This is a genomic window from Symplocastrum torsivum (assembly GCF_059505465.1).
In genome coordinates this window covers 1-20,244 of the sequence record NZ_JCACKQ010000031.1, presented here as the reverse complement: position 1 = coordinate 20,244, position 20,244 = coordinate 1, and the positions used below count along the sequence as shown (strand labels likewise).

At 45.2% G+C, this 20,244-nt stretch carries 17 protein-coding genes and 1 pseudogene; 6 read left to right on the top strand and 12 right to left on the bottom strand.

Features of this window, described 5'->3' with window-relative positions:
• Window positions 1–115 precede the first annotated feature (115 nt).
• Entirely contained in the window at window positions 116–3,724 is a 3,609-nt protein-coding gene (locus AC5JL3_RS10355) for a PAS domain S-box protein (RefSeq protein WP_496074413.1), read from the top strand.
• Window positions 3,725–3,868: 144 nt separating this feature from the next.
• Here AC5JL3_RS10355 and AC5JL3_RS10350 read toward each other — a convergent pair whose 3' ends face one another.
• A complete protein-coding gene (locus tag AC5JL3_RS10350; protein ID WP_496074412.1) occupies window positions 3,869–4,957 on the bottom strand; it encodes a hypothetical protein in 1,089 nt (362 codons plus the stop codon).
• Window positions 4,958–5,288: 331 nt separating this feature from the next.
• Here AC5JL3_RS10350 and AC5JL3_RS10345 point away from each other — a divergent pair, with 331 nt between their 5' ends.
• Window positions 5,289–5,480, top strand: a complete 192-nt coding sequence (locus AC5JL3_RS10345; protein WP_192220330.1) for a hypothetical protein — start codon at window positions 5,289–5,291, stop codon at window positions 5,478–5,480.
• A 9-nt stretch (window positions 5,481–5,489) separates the two neighbouring features.
• On the opposite strand, the gene AC5JL3_RS10340 is transcribed toward AC5JL3_RS10345, so the two are convergent.
• Window positions 5,490–6,632, bottom strand: a complete 1,143-nt coding sequence (locus AC5JL3_RS10340) for a hypothetical protein (RefSeq protein WP_496074411.1) — start codon at window positions 6,630–6,632, stop codon at window positions 5,490–5,492.
• A 121-nt stretch (window positions 6,633–6,753) separates the two neighbouring features.
• Between AC5JL3_RS10340 and AC5JL3_RS10335 the strand changes: the two genes are divergently transcribed.
• Window positions 6,754–7,239: a M67 family metallopeptidase gene (locus tag AC5JL3_RS10335; RefSeq protein WP_496074410.1), complete on the top strand. Its 486-nt coding sequence runs from the start codon at window positions 6,754–6,756 to the stop codon at window positions 7,237–7,239.
• Window positions 7,240–7,327: 88 nt separating this feature from the next.
• Entirely contained in the window at window positions 7,328–8,500 is a 1,173-nt protein-coding gene (gene moeB, locus AC5JL3_RS10330) for a molybdopterin-synthase adenylyltransferase MoeB (RefSeq protein ID WP_496074452.1), read from the top strand.
• 79 nt (window positions 8,501–8,579) lie between these two features.
• On the opposite strand, the gene AC5JL3_RS10325 is transcribed toward moeB, so the two are convergent.
• Window positions 8,580–8,762, bottom strand: coding sequence for a hypothetical protein (locus AC5JL3_RS10325; RefSeq protein WP_496074409.1), 183 nt, complete (start codon window positions 8,760–8,762; stop codon window positions 8,580–8,582).
• On the opposite strand from AC5JL3_RS10325, the gene AC5JL3_RS10320 reads away from it, so the two are divergent.
• On the top strand, window positions 8,761–9,372 hold the full coding sequence (locus AC5JL3_RS10320; RefSeq protein WP_496074408.1) for a hypothetical protein: 612 nt from the start codon (window positions 8,761–8,763) through the stop codon (window positions 9,370–9,372). The two genes, AC5JL3_RS10325 and AC5JL3_RS10320, sit on opposite strands and share 2 nt — an antisense overlap.
• A gap of 326 nt (window positions 9,373–9,698) precedes the next feature.
• Here the strand turns inward: AC5JL3_RS10320 and AC5JL3_RS10315 are convergent, their stop codons facing one another.
• Window positions 9,699–10,451 carry a YcjF family protein gene (locus tag AC5JL3_RS10315; RefSeq protein ID WP_496074407.1) on the bottom strand — a complete coding sequence of 251 codons (753 nt, stop codon included), beginning with the start codon at window positions 10,449–10,451 and terminating at the stop codon, window positions 9,699–9,701.
• 215 nt (window positions 10,452–10,666) lie between these two features.
• Window positions 10,667–11,287, bottom strand: coding sequence for an alpha-ketoglutarate-dependent dioxygenase AlkB (locus AC5JL3_RS10310; RefSeq protein ID WP_496074406.1), 621 nt, complete (start codon window positions 11,285–11,287; stop codon window positions 10,667–10,669).
• A gap of 432 nt (window positions 11,288–11,719) precedes the next feature.
• Between AC5JL3_RS10310 and AC5JL3_RS10305 the strand changes: the two are divergent.
• Window positions 11,720–11,932, top strand: a pseudogene (locus tag AC5JL3_RS10305) (hypothetical protein); the annotation flags it as partial.
• 26 nt (window positions 11,933–11,958) lie between these two features.
• On the opposite strand, the gene AC5JL3_RS10300 reads toward AC5JL3_RS10305, so the two are convergent.
• From AC5JL3_RS10300 to sfnG, 7 genes are all read right to left on the bottom strand, one after another.
• Window positions 11,959–13,317, bottom strand: a complete 1,359-nt coding sequence (locus AC5JL3_RS10300; RefSeq protein WP_496074405.1) for an LLM class flavin-dependent oxidoreductase — start codon at window positions 13,315–13,317, stop codon at window positions 11,959–11,961.
• Window positions 13,318–13,360: 43 nt separating this feature from the next.
• Window positions 13,361–14,539, bottom strand: a complete 1,179-nt coding sequence (locus tag AC5JL3_RS10295; protein ID WP_496074404.1) for an acyl-CoA dehydrogenase family protein — start codon at window positions 14,537–14,539, stop codon at window positions 13,361–13,363.
• Between the two features lie 163 nt (window positions 14,540–14,702).
• Window positions 14,703–15,788 (bottom strand): aliphatic sulfonate ABC transporter substrate-binding protein, encoded by a 1,086-nt coding sequence (locus AC5JL3_RS10290; protein ID WP_496074403.1) that lies wholly within the window; start codon window positions 15,786–15,788, stop codon window positions 14,703–14,705.
• A 3-nt stretch (window positions 15,789–15,791) separates the two neighbouring features.
• Window positions 15,792–16,379, bottom strand: coding sequence for an NADPH-dependent FMN reductase (ssuE, locus tag AC5JL3_RS10285; RefSeq protein WP_496074402.1), 588 nt, complete (start codon window positions 16,377–16,379; stop codon window positions 15,792–15,794).
• 126 nt (window positions 16,380–16,505) lie between these two features.
• Complete coding sequence (locus AC5JL3_RS10280) at window positions 16,506–17,582, bottom strand: sulfonate ABC transporter substrate-binding protein (RefSeq protein ID WP_496074401.1); 1,077 nt, start codon at window positions 17,580–17,582, stop codon at window positions 16,506–16,508.
• 92 nt (window positions 17,583–17,674) lie between these two features.
• A complete protein-coding gene (locus AC5JL3_RS10275; protein WP_496074400.1) occupies window positions 17,675–18,886 on the bottom strand; it encodes an SfnB family sulfur acquisition oxidoreductase in 1,212 nt (403 codons plus the stop codon).
• A gap of 61 nt (window positions 18,887–18,947) precedes the next feature.
• Window positions 18,948–20,129, bottom strand: coding sequence for a dimethylsulfone monooxygenase SfnG (gene sfnG, locus AC5JL3_RS10270; RefSeq protein WP_496074399.1), 1,182 nt, complete (start codon window positions 20,127–20,129; stop codon window positions 18,948–18,950).
• Window positions 20,130–20,244: the final 115 nt, after the last annotated feature.

Sequence of the window (20,244 nt, the reverse complement as noted above, 5' to 3'; positions counted from 1 at the left end):
GTTGCACTCAGGCAAGGCGTTGAAGTCAAGCAATGGGAACATAGTCAAAGCGATGATGCAAGCACGGCTTAAGCAATTCAAAATTTAAGATTCAAAGGCTAAGTTGCAATCACCTATGGAACCTCTGTCTGATACGGAACGAATTGCTGCCCTGCAAGCGAGGAACGCTGAGCTAGAGTTGGAACTTCAACAAGTAGAAGAGACGTTACGCAAGCAAGCCGAGGTAACCACCGAAAAAGCACTCTCATTGCTGCGAACCACCTTAGAGGCTACCGCTGATGGAATTCTTGCAATTAATGCACAAGGTTCTGTCACTCACTTCAATCGTAACCTTGTAGAACTATGGCAGGTTCCTGAGTCCATCATTACTTGGCAAGCTGATTGGCAACTATTGCCCTTTCTGCAAGAGCAGTTAAAGGATTCAGAAGCGTTTCTAAGCCAGGTGAAAGCCGAGTATGCTCAACTTGATTTAGAAAGTCACAGCTTTCTAGAGTTTAAGGATGGCAGGGTTTTCGAGCGTTATTCAAAACCTCAAGTTTTAGGTGAAGACATCATTGGTAGAGTCATTAGCTATCGTGATATTACTAGTCTTAAAGAGGTAGAAGCAGCGCTACGGCAAAGTGAAGAGCGTTTCTCCAAAGCTTTTCGAGCCAATCCAATATCCAGTGCAATTAGCACGTTGTCCGAGGGACGAATTCTTGACATCAATGATAGTTTCCTCAATTTGGTTGGCTATAGTCGAGAAGAAGTAATTGGTCGTAATATCAGCGAGTTAAACCTATATGCTGATGAGAGCGATCGCGAAGTGGCTTCCCCTTGGGAGCATCGCGATCGGGTTCGTCAACTGCTGCAACAACAGCAAGGGATTCGCGGTTTTGAGTTTCGCTATCGCACTAAATCGGGTGAAATCAGAGATGGGATCGCCTCTTTTGAAGTGGTTAATTTAGGTGGCGAACTCTGTCTTTTGAGCCAAGTGTGCGACGTTACTGATCGCAAGCGGGTTGAAACTGAACTGCAACAGAGCCAACGACTGCTGCAAGAAATTATCGATGCTGCTCCGATGAGGATTTACCTGAAAGACTTGCAGGGACGATACCTGATATATAACCGTCATTGCGAATCTGTAACAGGCTTATGTTGGAAGCAGGTAATTGGCAAAACTGACAGGGAACTCTTTGAGCTAGAGATTGCCAATCAGTTTCAATCCAATGACCATGCTGCGTTGGAAGCTGGACAAGCGATTACTATCGAGAGAAACTTACAAGAGGCAGATGGTATTCACACCTATCTCACAATAAAGTTTCCTGTATTTGATGCTGATGGGAATCCCTACGGAGTGTGCGGTATTTCAACCGATATCAGCGATCGCAAACGAATCGAAGAGGAACTCCACCAAAGTGAAGAACGCTTCTCCAAAGCGTTTCGAGTCAATCCGGCTGCAACCACGATTACAACGATTGCAGACGGTCGGTATATTGATGTCAACGACAGTTTTCTCAGGCTCTTGGGCTTCAATCGAGAGGAAGTGATTGGCAAAACGAGTGTCGAGTTGGGTCTATGGGTTCGAGAGCGTTCTCAAGTCATGCGACACTACATCCAGCAGCTTCAACACGAGCCTATCCACGAGTTAGAAATACAATTTCGCAACAAGTCCGGTGAAATTCGCGATGGCATCACTTCGACTGTGTTGATTGACTTAAACGGCGAAATGTGTATATTAGCTCAGCTTTATGACGTAACAGACTGTAAGCGAGCAGAAGCAGCGCTGAAATATCGACTTGATTTTGAAGCACTCTTAACCAACATTTCTACTCAATTTATTAACCTAAAAGCAACAGAAGTTGATCAGGCTATTAACCAGGCTTTGCAGGAGATTGGAGAGTTTGCTCAGGTTGACCGTGCTTGTATCTTTCTAATCTCTAACGAACGATTTTTTAATACTCATCAATGGTTTGCTGATGGAATTCCCCCACTCGTCTACCCTCAACAAGGGCTAGCGTTAGAAACGATTCCCGACACAGTAGAGCAGTTGCGTCAGTTTAAGACCATCCATACTCCCCGTGTAGCAGACTTACCAGAACCAAGAAAATCGCTATCCGAATCGTTTGAGGTGAAGTCCTATATTGCTGTGCCTATTGCTTACGAAGGTTGCTTAATTGGCAGCTTGGCATTTAACTCGATTCGGACAAGCAAAACTTGGTCTGATGAAGATGCTGCACTATTGAGGGCATTAGCAAATATCTTTGCCAATGCCTTGATGCGGAAGCATTCCGAAGAAGTCTTGCGCGAGAGTGAAGAACGCTTCCGGCAGCTAGCAGAAAATGTTAATGCGGTATTTTGGATGTCCTCAATCGACGGGCAACAGTCACTTTATGTCAGCCCTGCTTATGAAAAGATTTGGGGGCGTTCAGTTCAAAGCCTTTATGAGGGAGATGTTCAAGATTGGCTTAATACCATTCACCCAGACGATCTCGCTCAGGTACTTACATCTAGGGAACGTCAGAACCGTGGTGAGGTGATTGAGAAGGTTTTTCGCATCATCAAGCCAGACGATTCCATTCGCTGGATTCGCGATCGCGCTTTCCCGATTTGCGATCCTCAAGGACGGCTTTATCGAGTTGCAGGAATTTCCGATGATATTACTGATCGTAAACTTGCAGAGGATGCACTCAGAGAATCGGAAGCCAAACTCAATGCGATTTTAGACAGTGCAATTGCCGTCATTGTTCGGTTCCAGGTATTTGCCAATCTCGATTGGAAATTTGAATTTATTTCCTCTGCTGCGGAGATTCTTTATGGATATACGCCACAAGAGCTAATGGCTGATAGAAATCTCTGGATTTCACGAGTGCTACCAGAGGATTTAGAGAACGTTATTGTGCCAAGTTATGAAAACATCTTTGTAGAGCGCACAGCCCAACTAGAATACCGACTCAGACATAAAGACGGTTCCTTGCGCTGGTTTTCGATGACGATGTTTCCTCAACGAGATGAGACAACCGATAGCTGGGTTGTCACTAGTGTTGAAACTGATATTAGCGATCGCAAGCTTGTAGAGGAGCAACTCGAAGCATCCTTACGGGAAAAAGAAGTACTGCTCAAAGAAGTGCATCATCGTGTCAAAAACAATTTGCAAGTTGTCTCTAGCTTGCTCGATTTGCAATCACAGCGTATTCAAGAGCCACAGGTTCTAGAGGTGTTCCAAAACAGCCAAAGCCGTGTCAGGTCAATGGCACTTATCCACGAGAAACTGTATCAATCAAAAAGCCTATCTAGGGTGAACTTTGCTGACTATATTGAGAGCTTGGCGATGCATCTGATTCAAAACTATGCTGTTGACCCAGATAGAATTAGCTTGCAGCTCAATCTTGAACCCATATTGCTCAACCTTGATACGGCGATTCCCTGTGGTTTAATCCTTAATGAACTGGTTTCTAATGCTCTAAAACATGGTTTTCCAGGAAATACGGGCGGAACGATTTGGATTAGTCTATGCTCTGTGGGTACTTCTGTCTCCTGTGACGGAGGTGATGACTTTGAACTGGTTATTGGAAATAATGGAGTAAAATTACCCGAACTACCAGACTTCTCCCGTGCAAAATCTTTGGGATTGCAGTTAGTGCGTGTCTTGATTCAACAACTTGAGGGGCAGATTGAAGTGAGCCAAAGCCAAGGTACAGAATTTAAGCTTCGCTTTAGGGAGCTAGAGCATTTAATAACTTAGGACTTACGCACCATAACGCCAGTTCAAGGTTTGAGATTCTGACACTCGTTCCTCACTATAGCTCCACTTCACGCGATCGCTCAGAAGGACGTAATCTCCTACTCAGTGCGTAAGTCCTGAACTCTTGAAGGGAGAGAAATAAGTTTAGACCTTCGTCTCAAGGTTAGAGAAGAGCTGCTGCATTGCCGTTGTATAAGGTACCAAGAGAGACTTGTACTCGTTTGACACCCGCGCCAAGACTTCATCCATGAGTAACTGTGTCATTTGTTCAACGAGTTCCCAACTTACCTCGACAGCTGGAAAGACCATAATGCACAAGGGAAGCAGTTCATCCTGCACAGATGCCATGCTCTCTTCTAGAACACATAGCGACAAATAGCCTTGAAACATTTGCAAGTCTCTCACAGTAGAGAGCTTCACTTCTCGATTACTCAGCCCGCCGCGACGGCTACGATGATTGGAGTACAATTTGACAGATCGCTGGTAAACTGCCTCAGCAATGTCTTGACTCTTTGGTAATAGTTGCTGAACAAGGGCTAGACGCGGTGAGTCAAGCTCATGCTTTGCCGCCGCTGCACAGACTCGCTGCCAAGGGATACAAACCTGCTCTTCAACGAATTTGAAGTAGGGACTGACTAAGACTTGCTCAGCAAGTGTCAGCCGATTTAGCACTAACTTAGAACTCAAGTGAAACTGTGTACTCAGAAAGCCAACAGCGCGTCTATCAGGTGATGACAGATGCTGCTCCTGAAATTCGAGTAATACAGGTTCAAGTACGGTGGCTAGTTGTTTAACCTCTGACACAGATAGCCCTAGCTTTGCCGATGATGCCTCAACATTACTAGAGAAATCAATCGTCTCAGCCTCTGACTTAGCGACCTGTAATGCCGGGGGAGGCGACTGCGTCTGGTAAACTTCCAGTACCTTCTCATAAACCTGCCCCGCTGCTTTAGCGATTCCCTGAGATTCGGTCAGGTTGACAATATTCGGAATGTAAGAGAACAGGACACTCGTCTGTATCCCAGCACACTTGCAATTAATCTCCACGCTCCGAGAAAGTTTAGCAATAGTTTGCACTCGCCCCTGTGGTGATGCCGCCTCAACTAGCTCAGAAACGGCACATTGATTGCTTCTTATAGAGAGCGTTGACAAGTCTGGAACATAGCGCTCAGCCCAAATCTGGCTCAAGCTCTCAACAGAAGTCGTATTGACCAGTTTTGTACTTTTTAGCACAATTTTCTCCTCAAGATGTATCAGGACATTGAACAGAACACCCTTGAGCAGATGGCTTCAACCGTGATTGCTATGGTTCCCTTTGTGGAAATGCATGAGCTTTATTTTTAGAATTGTAAAGCTCTATCTCTAGATCTTAAGGGGGATAACAGACAGTTACCATAAGCAAATCAGCTTACATCGCTCTGGCAGCATCTAGAAAGCTTTATGGGACAAAATCAAGTTGAGGCTAATCCTAATGCCCAAATGAAGCTAAACTAATCGCATTTGTTCGGGATGTTCGAGCGGCTCACCCCGACGAAAGAGCAAGAAGTAAGGGAGTGCCTCAAGCATGGCCCATACAACAATCTACCTCCTCGTAAGCATCGACAAGTTAATCTTGATGGTGTATTTCTGCGATACTCAGGAATGGCAATTTCGAGTCATTAGTCCTGGTGGTGCAGTTTTTGGAGAACACAAACTTTATTATTCGGCTCAAGCTGCGGAGAGAGCCGGACGTGAGTGGATTGAGAGAGGAAGCTGAAATCTAACTTTACTTGACTAACTGTAATTCCCGAAGCGATCGCTCTAGAGCAGCCGCTTCAAAATTGAGTTTCATTGCTCCATGAAAGTTGGGTTTCACAGTAATGTCATCAATGGTGTAGACATTCACAAACCCCACTTGAATGGCTTTCATCTTGGCTTTTCGAGGCACAAACTCAACATATTTTTTTAAATACCCTGAACTCAGATTGAGGGCAACATCAATACGGTGGTAATTGCCGACATTGACAAACCCAAACATCTTGATATCCACTTGAGATTGTTCTTCGTGAATTATCTCTTGCAGGCTAAATACTCCGGTATCAATCAGTTCTTCAATTTGACCAGGGTCAGCTAAGTTTTTTTTGAATAACCCAAGCAACTGAACTAAACTTTTTTCATCTTGATTCTTTAGTGCCATCTCTAGGCTAATGCCAAGTTTCTCCTCATTGACACTCGCACTGAGAAAAGCAATTACTTTATCCTTAAAACTCTGAGTTTCTTTAGGTTCGTCCTTTGACGGCAGATTTGAGTTATTACTCGCTTGTGCAAGTCCAAAGTTGACAAAGAGGTTATCAATTCCCAAGATTTGCTTTTGGACAGCGAGTAAAAGTGTAGTTCTGAGATTAGACCGAAATTCACCAATTGGATTGAATAACCACCAAACCTCACGAACCGGAGACGTTTGTTGAAGATGCTCCCCTCGGTTCCAACGATTTTTCATCTGCTGATATGAAATGTGGCAATCAAGAAAACTTACCTGCCAATAAGGAAGCTGAATAAAAAGTTTTCCTGAGTCAAATTTAAATGCATATCTAAGATTGTGAGCAATTTGAATCTCAATTTCATACAAATGAAAAATGCTAGTGTGTTGACCTAAAATACTAATTTGGAAATCCCGAATGAAATAAGCTGCTGCTTCTATTTGTTTGATAACTTGCTTTTTGATTGACTTTAAAGAAAGGCTAGAGTCTAGCTTGAAAGAAATTTTATAAGTTTCTTCTAGTCGTCGAAACGTGTTATGAGTAATCTGCCTACGCCTTAAGGCTTCACTCACCTCATGGTCTTGGTTAAGTAAGCATTCAGTTGCATATTGCTGAAAGAAGTGAAGAAAGTCTGCGTTGTTTTGAGTTGGGTCAAGTGTTTTAGTCATGATATAAACGTCCTAAGTGAGAGCGATCGCACTAATCACGCTGGTCTTGAAATACAATAACCATATCTTCAAATCCGGATGTCGTAGTGAACACGGGCGAACTTACTCATTAAGGACAAGTGTGGCGACATTAAAACTTCTCTCCTATCATCTCCAGGTAATTCAAGCCCATGCAGAACGTACTTATCCTGAAGAGTGCTGTGGCTTGCTATTGGGTGAGCTTAGAGGTGATATCAAAATCTTAGTGGATGTCTTGCCGACAGAGAATAGTTGGGATGCCCAAGCCGCTACGTTTCAAGCGATTGAGGGTTCAGCTCAGCTTGAGTCTAGCAAACGTCGTCGCTTCAGCATTGCACCGACTGTGATGCTCAAGGCACAGAAAGACGCACGCGATCGCAACCTCAATATCATTGGAATCTACCACTCTCACCCTGACCATCCAGCCATCCCTTCAGAATTTGACCGTGCGATCGCATGGCAGCAATACTCGTACATTATTGTCAGTGTCCAAGAAGGAAAAGCGATCGACCTCAAAAGCTGGAGTTTGGATGATGAGCATCAGTTCCAACCGGAAGAAATTTTTACAGCTTCGTCCTCAGCCGATTGAAAACTTATATTAAAAACTATCAAAATAAAAAGACAAGAAGCATTTAGATAAGATATATGTCTTGTCTCTAGCTCTACTAGCGAGTGAAATGCTCAACCCAAATCTGGATGAAATCCAGCTCCAAAAAGAAGAATACGAACGCTACTCCCGACACTTAATCTTGCCTGAAGTCGGACTAGAAGGGCAAAAACGCCTCAAAGCCGCCAGCGTTCTCTGCATCGGTAGCGGTGGACTCGGTTCGCCCCTACTCTTGTACCTCGCAGCTGCGGGGATTGGACGACTAGGACTTGTTGATTTTGATGTCGTTGATAGCTCGAATCTGCAACGCCAAGTCATTCACGGAACCTCTTGGGTAGGGAAACCAAAAATTCAGTCTGCCAAAGACCGGATTCTCGAAATCAACCCCTATTGCCAGGTTGACCTTTACGAAACTCGTCTTACCTCAGAAAACGCTCTAGATATTCTTGAGCCTTATGACATTGTGGTGGATGGTACGGATAACTTCCCCACCCGCTACTTAGTCAACGATGCCTGTGTGCTGCTCAACAAACCGAATGTTTATGGCTCGATTTTTCGGTTTGAAGGTCAAGCCACCGTATTTAACTATGAAGGTGGTCCAAATTACCGCGACCTCTACCCGGAACCACCACCACCAGGAATGGTTCCCTCCTGTGCAGAAGGTGGTGTTCTTGGCATTTTGCCAGGAATTATTGGTGTGATCCAAGCAACGGAAACTGTCAAAATTGTTCTGGGTCAAGGTACAACCCTTAGCGGACGGTTGCTGCTTTATGATGCCCTGAATATGAAATTCCGGGAACTAAAACTGCGACCCAATCCAGAGCGTCCAGTCATTGAGAAGCTCATTGATTACGAGTTTTTCTGTGGCATCACTCAAGCGAAAGCAGAGGAGGCGAAGCAGCAAATGGAAATGCAAGAAATGACTGTGCAGGAACTCAAGGAACTACTCGAAAGTGGTGCTGATGATTTTGTCCTGCTAGATGTCCGCAATCCTAATGAGTATGAGATTGCGAAGATTCCTGGTTCAGTTCTCGTACCACTACCGGACATTGAAAACGGTACAGGTGTGGAAAAAGTGAAGGAACTGCTCAATGGTCATAAGTTGGTAGCTCATTGCAAGATGGGAGGTCGCTCAGCAAAGGCGTTGGGAATTTTGAAAGAGTCTGGTATTAAGGGAATTAATGTCAAAGGCGGAATTACTGCCTGGAGCCGGGAAATTGACCCCTCTGTGCCTGAGTATTAAGGGGGTTAGTTTTTGATGGAAGATTGGGATTAGGTGATTATAGACAGGAGTGACGCAGTTAATTGGTAAAAGCCTGATTCTATTGTCGGGGCTTGGCATTGCCAAGCCCTACATAGTATTGAAGTGCGTAAGTCCTAATCGAGTTATCTAATCCCCAGCCCTCATTACCCGCAAATGTCCGCAACCGAGTAGCATAGCCTATAACATCTTTGTGTAAAACCATCATGAGTAGGCAAAGTTGCCTCAACGTTACTCCAGGCATGAAAAGTCGCACTCTTCCACGATTAGTCAGATTCTGTGCAAGTCAACTTGCGATCGCAAGCTTGTTGGCTTTAGCAATTCCCAATCGTCCTGCGCTTGCATTAACTGAATTTCAAGTCTGTGCTAGCGAACTCCTACGTGCAGATGTCTCCCCAGAACGAGCATCAGTAGCGTGTTCACAAGCACTTGCCCCGAAGGATTTATCTGGGTGCGTCCTTAGAATCAGCTACCAGACACCGACAATTTCTGACGAAGCATTAGCCGCTTGCACACGAGTCCGACGCCCACTAGAGCTAGCAAGCTGTATGGTTGATATCAACACTCGTACCGAAGGTGCTGAGGTAATTCGGGTTCTAGATTACTGCCGCCGTAGCCTTCTTCCTGTGCGCTTTTCTGAGTGTGTGATTGGTTTAAGCCGTGCAGTAGACGCTTCTACTCCCGGAGCGCTAGATACTTGTATTGCTGCTGATGATTTTCCTCGCGAATTATTTCCCACTCTTGTGCCGCCACCACCCGCCAATCCAACACCACCAAACATTATTCCAAGTTTAGTTCCTGCACCCATAGTACCCATTCAGCCAAATGTTCCCATTAATCCCCTGAATCCGTGACGAACTGGCATTCCTGGTTCTTCTCCCACCCCTGGAGAAGTTGGGAGGGAATGAATGAGCAATAAGCCTAACGGCATACTTCGCTAGCGTACTCAGCAGGCTACAGGCAATCACACCTAACCTCTCAAAAATCTCAAACCTCCCAGAAATATTTCCGGGAGGTTTTACAGCCCTTATTAAAGGTTTCTTACTTATCTGACATCTTGCACCAAGCCCTCAGAATGGAATTGGAGGGGCATATACAAACAAAGTCCGCCGCCGGAGCTTTAGTGAGGACGGACTAACCGAAAATCAAGGGTTCTGTCAACTTTGAGTAGAAGTCTAATCTACACGACAGTCGAATTTCGCTTTGTCTCATAGAATCGACAAGCAACGTATCCTAGTGAGTAAAGCAAAGCTACGTTACTTGATGCTCCAACCACAGCACCCACGCCAGGGAGGAGTTCCACTAAACCTAGCCCAACCTTTACGGCTCCAGAACCTCCGACAGATAAACCGAAGATTGCCAAGACTTCGCCTCGTCTTGCTGGATCTTTAAGCGAAAATCCGTATGCTGCCGCAATGCGATAAATCATTTCTGCCTGTAGTGCTGAAACGGCAGCCAAATCAACGGCAAACAGTGTTAGCGCTAGAGGCGGTATGAAGTTAGTGAGTAAGCCAATTCCCCCGGCTTTTAATGAGGTATCGACAATAATTCGGTGAGCCAGTTGCTCAGGGGTTTCTAAAGGGTACTCCTGTCGCCGCTTCTCGACGTCTTTGGACACCTGCTCTACATCAACTTGACCAAGTGCTGCCATTAGCCAGTTAATCCCTGGAAGCTTAGCCGCATATTTTACCAGGGGATTTTCAGCAATAGGAGTGACGAATTTTCCAACCGTTTGTGTCCCCTGTTCCACTAATTGCTGAGCCACAGGTGCAACTGCTTCTCCTACAACGGTGGTAGTCGTTGTAATGTTGTCAGCCGCCAACCGTACCGCTTCAGAAGCTAGCTTAGCTGTAGAAGCTGCAAGAAGAGTTGCTGTTGCGATCGCTTCACTCATTTGGTCAGTATCTAAACGCTCTCTATCTTGTACTGGCATGGTTTCTGTTGGCTTCTATAACTTTAGTGATTAACTTACCTTCACTCTACAAAGGTAAAGACTCAGTTACCTCTATCCCCTGGCAGTAATTCGATAGTCTGGAGGTTTTATCGGTTTGGATCAAGATGCGATCGCACAATTTTGCGTAGTTCGCTTTATAGAATTGATTTACTGTCTCTACTCAGGAGATAGCCACTTTGACTTCTAACAGGAATTTACTTATAAGGGAATAAAACCTCTCGAAAGGTCATAGATATTCTTCTTGTTCTAGTAATTTCTGTCCCCTTATAGTTATCTTTCTTTCGTGGAGCAATGCCATGCTGCCAAAGGTATCTAGCTTCCCTATCCATTACTACTAAACTACCTGCGGACAACAACAGAGATACCTTTTGGTGAGTTTGAGAATGCGTGAAATCCATCAAGCAGGGACTTCCTAAGCTTAAGGAAATAATCGTATTCCCAAAGCAGGGGACACAGTCAACATGGCTGATAATGCCTTGTCCGGGTTGATATTCGTTAACAATTAATTGATCAAAAGCTTTTTCTGTTAACTTATCATTAAACAGCCTATTTGCAATATGTTCTGCCCAATCTGGCAAAGCTCCTAAATATTTTGCAGAAGCTAGTGAGCCATTCTTATAATCATATCTATAGCCATAATGTTGAACCCGTCGTTTCAACTTCATTGACCATTCCTGTTGGTCTATAGCATGAATTAATTGATTTTGTTCCTCAAAACTGATGTACTCAGGAACGTATGTTAGTCCTGGAATTTCTATCGAATCAGCTTCAAGCGTCGTTGTTAAATCTAACTTACTCTTGTTTGGAGATAACATTGTTCCTCAGTATGCCTTCCGGAAAAAGTCGAGCTTGGAAACTGGGCTTAGGTAGATTCAGCATCAAACAGTATCTTATCTCGATCCTGTCTATGCTAATCATCCTGTCACCTGCTCATCAGCTCAATTCAGTTCTTGTCCCGGTAGAGAAACCGTTGCACGATATGTTCTGATGAAGATGCTCCAAGACGGAACACTATAATATTACCTTCAAGCGTTAGCTCAAAGCAAAACACTAATTATTGAACACCCTGATTAATTTTAGTTTTAAGCTAGTGCAGCGCGGCAGAAATAAGTAACCAGTTAACAACGGAGCAAAAAGTAGAAAGTATAAGCCTTTGTTCCTTCTACCTTCTGCTTTTTTGTACTAGCTTGGCTGGATTTTTGGGTTGAGAGGATAGTAATCAAAACAGTTAATCGCTTCCTCCGTTAATGCCATTGAATGGCGTACTGTACATTTTAAATATCGCTCTTCTGTCACTCTGGGTTCAAGTCAAGAGCAATAAACTCAATCAACTCTGGTCAGTAGCAAAGCTATGTGAGCGAGATCAGAAAAATCCCGGAACCTCAATCCTAGAAAAGTTATTTGCCAATGAGCGAGGAGCAGAACCTTGTCGATTCCGAATAGTGACTTGCTGTGATGTTAACGAGGAAGTTTCTGGGCTGATAAGTTATCGGGACAGCTTAGCAAAAGTGTTCTCCGGATACTTCAGCCCAAAATGTTCTCGTAGCGTCTTGCCTGTGTATTCTGTTCTGAATATCCCTCTGCGTTGGAGTTCTGGGACAACGAATTTTACAAACTCTTCAAATGCCCCAGGTAAATAGGCAGGTGAAATGACAAAACCATCACAGGCTTGGGCCTGAAACATCATTTCTAACTGATCAGCGACTTGTGTAGGAGTGCCTACTATCTGTGGGACTAGCACACTTGCCCCATACAGTTTGCCAATATCTCTTAAGGTTAAACCTTCTTCTTGACTCAGCTTTAAAACCAAGTCGAACATTCCTCGCATTCCGGGAATTTCTAACTTTTCAACAGGTTCATCTAAGGCGTGTTGTGAAAAGTCATAGTTTGTATGGTTAGACAAGGTTGATAGACCAACCAGGGGATGAACTAACTCGTTGTGCAAGGATTGCTTGGTTAGAGCGATCGCTTCTGTTTCCCCAACAAATGGCATCACGGCTGTTAGAATCTTGCAATCCTCTGGGGCACGTCCGTACTCTGCCATCCGCGACTTTAACTCGGTATAAGCGTCTTTGGCACGAGCAAGATTGGGTTGAATTGTAAAAACAACTTCTGCCCAACGAGCGGCAAATTCTTTCCCACGTCCAGAAGAACCCGCTTGGATAATCACGGGATGTCCTTGGGGACTACGGGGAACATTTAACGGGCCACGAGATTTGAACCATTGTCCTTGGTGGTGAATGTAGTTCACCTTGGAAGGGTCAGCAAAAATCCCATTTTCTCGGTCTAGTAAGATTGCCCCTTCCTGCCAGCTATCCCAAAGCTTGAAAGCAACTTCCATGAATTCATCAGCCCGGTCATAACGCTGGTCATGTTCTAAATGTTCCTCCAATCCAAAGTTCTGCGCCTCTGCATTGTTGACAGAAGTTACAACATTCCAAGCTACACGACCACGAGTCAGATGGTCTAAGCTGGCGAATGTCCGGGCAACTTGGTAAGGATGATAGTAGGTTGTCGAGCGAGTTGCCCCCAAACCAATGTACTGCGTACTCGCTGCCATCATTGCGAGAACCGGAATCGGGTCTAATCGAGCTGCATCTTGGTCACCGTAGTGCAATCCGACTTCCAAGTTCTGACCATAACCATCAGAAATTGCTAAGCGGTCAGCGAAGAAAACTAAGTCAAATTTCCCCTGTTCCAGAATTTGAGCGGTATTTTGATAAATTTCGGGTTGAAAAAAACCCAATTCAGTTTGGGGATGCCGCCAGAGAGCATGGCTGTGGGCAACGTGTCCAGCAATTAAGAAAGCCGATAAATGTATCTGTCTCATTTTGTTTTTTGTCATTAGTCAGTTGTTCATCAATCAATGACCAATGACGTATGACACGTTATGAGTAAAAGTCAGGTGTAGGAAGCTGATTGTTAAGCGCCCAGTTACCTACAGCACGAACTTTGTAATCTATGGGGTCATGAAGTGTGAAGGTGCGGAGATTGCGCCAGTAACGGTCAAACCCGTATTTAGAAGCTGTCGCTCGACTTCCCATTACCTCGAACATCCGGTTGGCGATGTCTAATCCAACTCTTGTTGCAGCTACTTTAGCTGTTGCGATCGCGATCGCACATTCCCCCCGTTGTTCTGCTGTCAGTGACAAGTTCTTTTCCCACGCCGCTTGCAGCAACTCTCCAGCTTGATCTGCTAAGGCGGTTGCTCCCTGTAAGTGAACCCACATATCTCCGTAATGTTGGAGAATATACGGGTCTTGGGTCGCACTATCCACCCCAGAGGTTAGCCAAGGTCTTGTTTGGGTTCTGGTGTACTCTTTCGCCGCTTCAAAGGCACCTTGGGCAACACCAAGATAGATATTTGTAAAAGTTATTTGTGTCAAACAGGAACGGATTGTTTTGAAGGTATTGCCATCGGAACTGGGCAAAAGAATTTCATCTTTTTCAATTAGCACATTATTGAACGTGACACTACCACTATCCGTTTGTCGTTGCCCCATATTGTCCCAGTCATCATTAACAACCACACCCGCTCGCTGAGTTGGAACCACAACAACTATTAGTCCAGAGACACCTTCTTGTACAGCCGTTACAGGCAGCACATCAGAGTCTATAGAACCAGAGCAAAAGCTTTTGGTGCCGTTGAGACGAAACTTGTTTCCATCTGGGGTAAGAATCACTCTTCGGTCGAGTGGATTCAAGGCATTACACCAAAACCAGTTATTCTTTACAGTTTGAGTGTAATAGCGTTCTTTCTGTTCGGAGTTGCCAAATACATGAGGGGCAACAACTCCGAGATGATGGTAAGAGAAAACATGGGCAATTGAACTGTCTACCTTAGCAAAGTCCCGAACAATTTTTAAGATCGTAGTCCAGCTTTCTCCAATTCCTCCAAATTCTTTTGGAATAATTAGGTTGAGTAAGCCGCTTTCCCGTAATTTGTCGCGTTCATATTGCGGAGTTCCTCCCTTAGCGTCACGCTCAACAGCAGTTTCAGCAAATTCACTAGCTAAGGCAGTGGCGATCGCCTTATAGTCCGTCGATTCTTTGATCACTAGTTGCATGGGGCAAGACCTGATAACAATTAATCTTTTCTTTACAACCTATAACTTCTCTCAAGAGTCAGGTGTTCGGTGGTAGGTGTTAGGTTGTAGGTGATGAATTGACTTTCCCTACAACCTACAACCTCTCCTCATCAATAAGTGTCAAACATTAAACCTTATGGTATTACTTGTTGAGTGCTGTAATGCTTGGGCAAACAGAGGTTGCAATATCGACTCGTTTTGGAATTGCCTTTTGCTCTAGCATCCAATCGGCAGAATTCTGAATATCAGTCAAAACAAGAGGTTCTAGGGGAAGTACCTTCTCAACGGGTTTACGCTCAAAGGCTTGTTTGGCGGCTTTGGGTGAAACACTTAAAGCTTTCTCCAAAACTCCAGCGGCTTCGTCTGGTTTGGTCGTTACCCACTCACCCTCTTGCTTTATTACATCTAAGATGGCACTAATGGTAGTAGCTTTTTCAGATAAAGCTTGGCGGTGGACGACGTATACTCCGTAGTGAGGAGCGGCTTCCCCACTCGCAATTCGACGGGTAGGATGATCGACTTCTGCGATCGCTAAACCAGGGTCCCACATCGCCCAAGCATCAACATGACCTTGCATGAGAGCAGGCATTGCATCCGTTGGTGACATATAGGCACGCTTTACCTGCTCCTTGGGAACGTTTTCCTTCTCCAGCACTTTTAGCAGCAAATGTTCACCCCAACCCCCTCGGTTAACGGCAACCGTCTTACCCACCAAATCAGTGGGTGCTTGAATTGGAGAGTCAGCTCTTACTAAAAGTGCTTCTGCTTGGGGAACAGCGGGTCGGTAGGCAAGCAGACACACCGGAACCCCACCAGCTAACCCTGATATTGCAGGGATATCTCCACCAGCAGCAAGGTCAACACTACCCGCATTGATTGCTTCCAACACGGGAGCAAAATTTGGGAAGGGTCCGACCCATTCAACTTTAATGTTCTTGGCAGCTAGTTCACGCTCTAGTGTCCCACGTTGTCTAATCAGTGGGAGCAACCCCCATCTGACATAGCCAATCCTCAGGACATTTTGCTTGTCAGCACCAGAAGCTTGGGTTGCTTGTGGGCTTGTATTCTGGTTACTGACTGCTGGAGTAGTGGAACTGCTGGAGTTATTCGGAGCGCAAGCAGAGGTTGCCAAACCTAAGCAAAGCGTCGTCGCGAATAGCAAGACAACGTTAGGTGTTGAACGGAGTTTTTTGTGTTTAATCACGAGATGCTTGAACTGACTCAACATTGTCTACTCCAAAGGTGCTAACGCCGGTTCTTTTTTAGATTGAGCCAACTGATGATTTTTGACCTGCTGTATCCCATCGACAAAGTCATACAGTGATGCTTTGAGTCTTTGTTCAATCTCGGCTTCCAGGTGTACGCTGCCATCAGGATTGGTTTGGATTTGCGTATCCAACAGATACACGCCACCCAAGACATACCTCGCTCCAAGTGTCGCGATTACAGGCTTGAGAGCGTAATCAATTGCTAAAAGGTGCGCTAAGGTTCCGCCAGTTGCGATCGGAAGAATAACTTTACCGGAGAAGGCACCGGGAGGTAGCAAGTCTAAGAACGACTTCAATACACCCGTGTAGGAAGCTTTGTAAACGGGTGTCGCGATAATCACTCCATCCGCTTTTTCAACTAAAGCTTGTGCTTTTCGGATTGCGACACTGTCGAAATTGGCAAACAATAAGTCCTCGGCAGGCAAATCGCGAACCGTAATTAAGTCAATAGGCAATCCCTCTGAGGCAAGAACCGTTTTCGCGTATTCCAGCACAGCTGATGAGCGAGAAGGATGAGATGGGCTGCCTGCGATCGCAATAATAATAGTCATGTAATCATCCTCGATTTTTAATTGGACAAACTTGGGCGATTTAAGTCCCTGGTGTAGAGGTGGGATTAACGCTTTAGAAAAAGAGAAGGCTTAACTCAGAAATAAATTGCTTGAGTTACCACTGATTTAAGAAGGTTTCCAAACAATTTCTTCAACCTTGACTGGCTTGGGAATGAGTTTTAGCTTGAAAAAGGTATCCGCAATTTCTTGCTGTTCAGCAACCATTTCGTCGCTCATAGTTTCAAATTCGTAACCTCGCCGCTTCGTTACGACATCCAAGATGGCAGGTTCAACCCCTAAAATCGGTGAAAGAATCTTGACAACTTCTGTGGGGTTAGCATCTGCCCATTGGGCTACCATCTGGGTTTCTTCTCGAACTGCCTCGATAATGTCAGCATTCTTTTGGGCAAATGAACGAGAACCCAAGTAAAAATCTCGGTTAGCCGCTAATCCTTGACCATTTACCAAAACACGAACATCTTTCTGTTTCTGGACAGCAGCAAAAAACGGATCCCAAATCACCCAAGCGTCTACGTTGCCTTGTTCAAATGCTGACCTTGCATCAGCAGGTGAAAGGTAAGCCGGTTTAATATCACTAAACTTCAGTCCTCCTGATTCAATCGCCTTTACAACTAGATAATTGGCGCTTGAACCTTTGGTAAAGGCAACTTTCTTACCCCGCAAATCAGCTAAGGTTTTGATTGAGGAGTTAGCTGGTACAACAACGCCTGAACTTTGGGGTTTGGCAGCACCACCACCGACATAAACCAAAGGCGCGTCAGCCGCTTGGGCAACAACTGGAGGCGCATCCCCAGTACGCCCAATGTCAATGCTACCCGCGTTGAGCGCTTCTAGTAGTGGTGGCCCCGACTGAAACTCTGTCCACTCAACAGACACACCCAAAGGCTTTAAGCGTTCCTCCAATCCACCTCTGGCTTTCACAAGCGTAAAGGGATCAAATTTTTGATGCCCAATTCGCACGACTCGATTCTGGCTAGCTGTAGGTGTGCTATTGGGAGCGACGGACGTAGGAGCGCTACAGGCAGCTACCATCAGGCTCAACCCTAGCCCCACAGCAAACAGGAGCGAAAACCTCTTGACTAGACGCTGCTGGCACAGCCTCAAAATTGTATTTAAATTAGTAGCCAATCCTGAAAATGTCGAAATGTTTCTACCACGTCTGAGCAAAGCATGATTAGCCATTTGCCCCTCCTGTATTTGGTTAAATAAATTTAGCAATTTTGAGAATTTGTAGAGATAGAATTAGACATTATCTCTACAATCTCGATAGTTTCTTATAACCAGGGATGGCGCGGCGGATTGACACCATTGAGATGGTAATTTCCAACGGCGTAATACTTCCATCGCGCTGGGTCATGCAGCGTATGAGTCCGTGCATTCCGCCAGTGTCGGTCATAGTTAAACTGATTTAAAGTTGACTTTGTTCCTGCTAGTTCAAACAGTTTGTTGGTAGTAGCAATTGCTGCCTCGGCTGCTAAGGCTTTTGACTCGGCAACGGCAATCGAAGCGGCTGCTACATTTGCCTCTGTCATATCTTCAATTGCCCGATCAATAAATTCACCAGCCCGACTGAGAATTGCTTCGGCGGCGTGTAATTTGATTTGCAATTCGCCAACTTGATAAATGAGCAGAGGGTCTTCATAACCACGTTCTACATCGCTATCAATCCAAGGGCGTGTATGGTTGCGAACAAAGTCAATCGTGTCTTTTAAAGCAGCACTGGCAATGCCAACATCAACAGCGGCTTGGATAATTTGGGCGATCGCACCCATGGTTGTAGGACGTTCAAATGCTAGATAATGCGGAATCACATACTCTTCTGGCACTTGCACATTTTCTAAAATTGTCGTGCCGCTGGCAGTGGTTCGCTGTCCAAAACTAGACCAATCATCAATAACAGTTAGCCCTTCGGCATCCCGTTCTACAAATGCCACGATGGTTTGATCATCTTCATTCTTGGCAACTACGGGAATCCAATCTGCCAATAAGGCACCGGAAGAATAAAACTTTCTGCCGTTGAGAACATATCCAGAACCCGATGATGATCGCACAAGGCGAGTTTGAACATCTGTGACTGATTTGGTGCCCACCTCTGAAAAGGCATTGCCAAACCGCTTCCCCTGCAACACTAAATCAAAGAAGAAGCGTTTCTGTTCTTCAGTGCCATCTAGCCGCAGTGCTTCCACCATGTACAAGTGATTTTGTGGAATTTGACCGATGCTAGGGTCTGCTTCAGAGATAATTTTGACGACTTCTGCCAAGGTGACATTCGAGACAAATGCCCCGCCATAGTCTTTGGGTACGGTAATGCCCCAAAGACCACTTTCCGAGAATTTTTTAATTTCTTCAACAGGTAACTGCCGCTGTTGATCTCGTTGGGATGCTTCTTTGGCTAATTTTGGGGCTATTTCATGAGCAATAGCGATCGCTTCAGAGTCACTACTAATTAAATGTGCTTTCTGCTCATTACTAATTACTGATGTCATGCTGAACCTACCTCCCTTACACTCCAATTACTGAGAAATGATGAGCAACATCTCCTTTCACTCAAACTGTCACGAACACTTCTGGATTTGTACGCCGACTTGCCTCTAGTTCTCGTACCAAAGGAATTACATTCCGACCAAATGCTGGAAGGTCATCGGTATAGTGCAAGAAACCGCAGAGAATTAGATCAACTCCAACTTCGTAATACTCCCGAATTTTCTCTGCAACTTGCTCAGCCGTACCAATTAATCCAGTTTTGAAACCATCGTTGTACTGCACCAAGTCAGAAAAGTTAGAATTTGCCCACATCCCCTGCTTCTCACGACTAGAAGCGCCCGCATTCTTCACCGCTTCCCCAAAACCGTGGACGGCTTCCACATCCGCTTGGGCGATAATGTCCTCCAAAACTGCATGAGCTTCTGCTTCGGTATCTCGTACCAACGCAAAGGCATTCAGCGCAAACTTCACGGTTCGTCCCTCTTCACGGGCTAAAGCAGATATTTCCTCAACCTGCTCTCGCACACCTTCAACCGTGTTGCCGTTCATAAAATACCAATCGGAAACACGGGATGCCATGCGTCGAGCCGCTTTAGAATTTCCCCCTTGAAAAATTTCCGGGTGTGGAGCGGCTAGAGGCTTAGGTTTGACCCACCCTCCGTTAATCCGGTAGAAGTCACCCTTGAAGTGGAATTCATCCTCTGTCCACATCCCTCTGAGGACTCGGATAAATTCTTCAGAACGACGGTAACGCTCATCGTGATCTAACCACGGTTCGCCATAGATGATGAACTCATCCTTAAACCAGCCACTGACTACATTCAGGCAAAAGCGACCACCAGAGAGTGCATCAATAGTCGCGCCCATCTTCGCGACAACACCAGGATGCCATAAACCAGGATGCACCGCCGCAATTAGCTTGAGGCGCTTGGTAACTGGAGCTAAAGCCGCGACTGTAGTCAGTGCTTCTAGTTGATACTCAGCCCCATAACTGGCAATGAATCGGGCTTGTGCTAGAGCGTAGTCAAAACCTACTTCCTCTGCTGTCTGAGCGAGTTTGGCATTGTATTCAAACGTCCAGTCAGTACGTTGAGGAATTTTGCTGACTACTAACCCACCACTGACATTGGGAACCCAATAGGCAAAACGAATATTCATGATGTGACTACTAATAAAAGGCGAATCAGTCAGAACTTTAGCGACGTAGCTGAGGCGTATGTCACGCAAGTGAACAGTTGCTTTCAACGCAATAAATATCTTTTGCTTAGGCTACGTGATCGGGTTTTTTAGCTTGCCTAAGACAAACAACTAGACCATATTGGCAGAAATAAGTGACCAGCTTAAGCAGGTTCGGGAAACC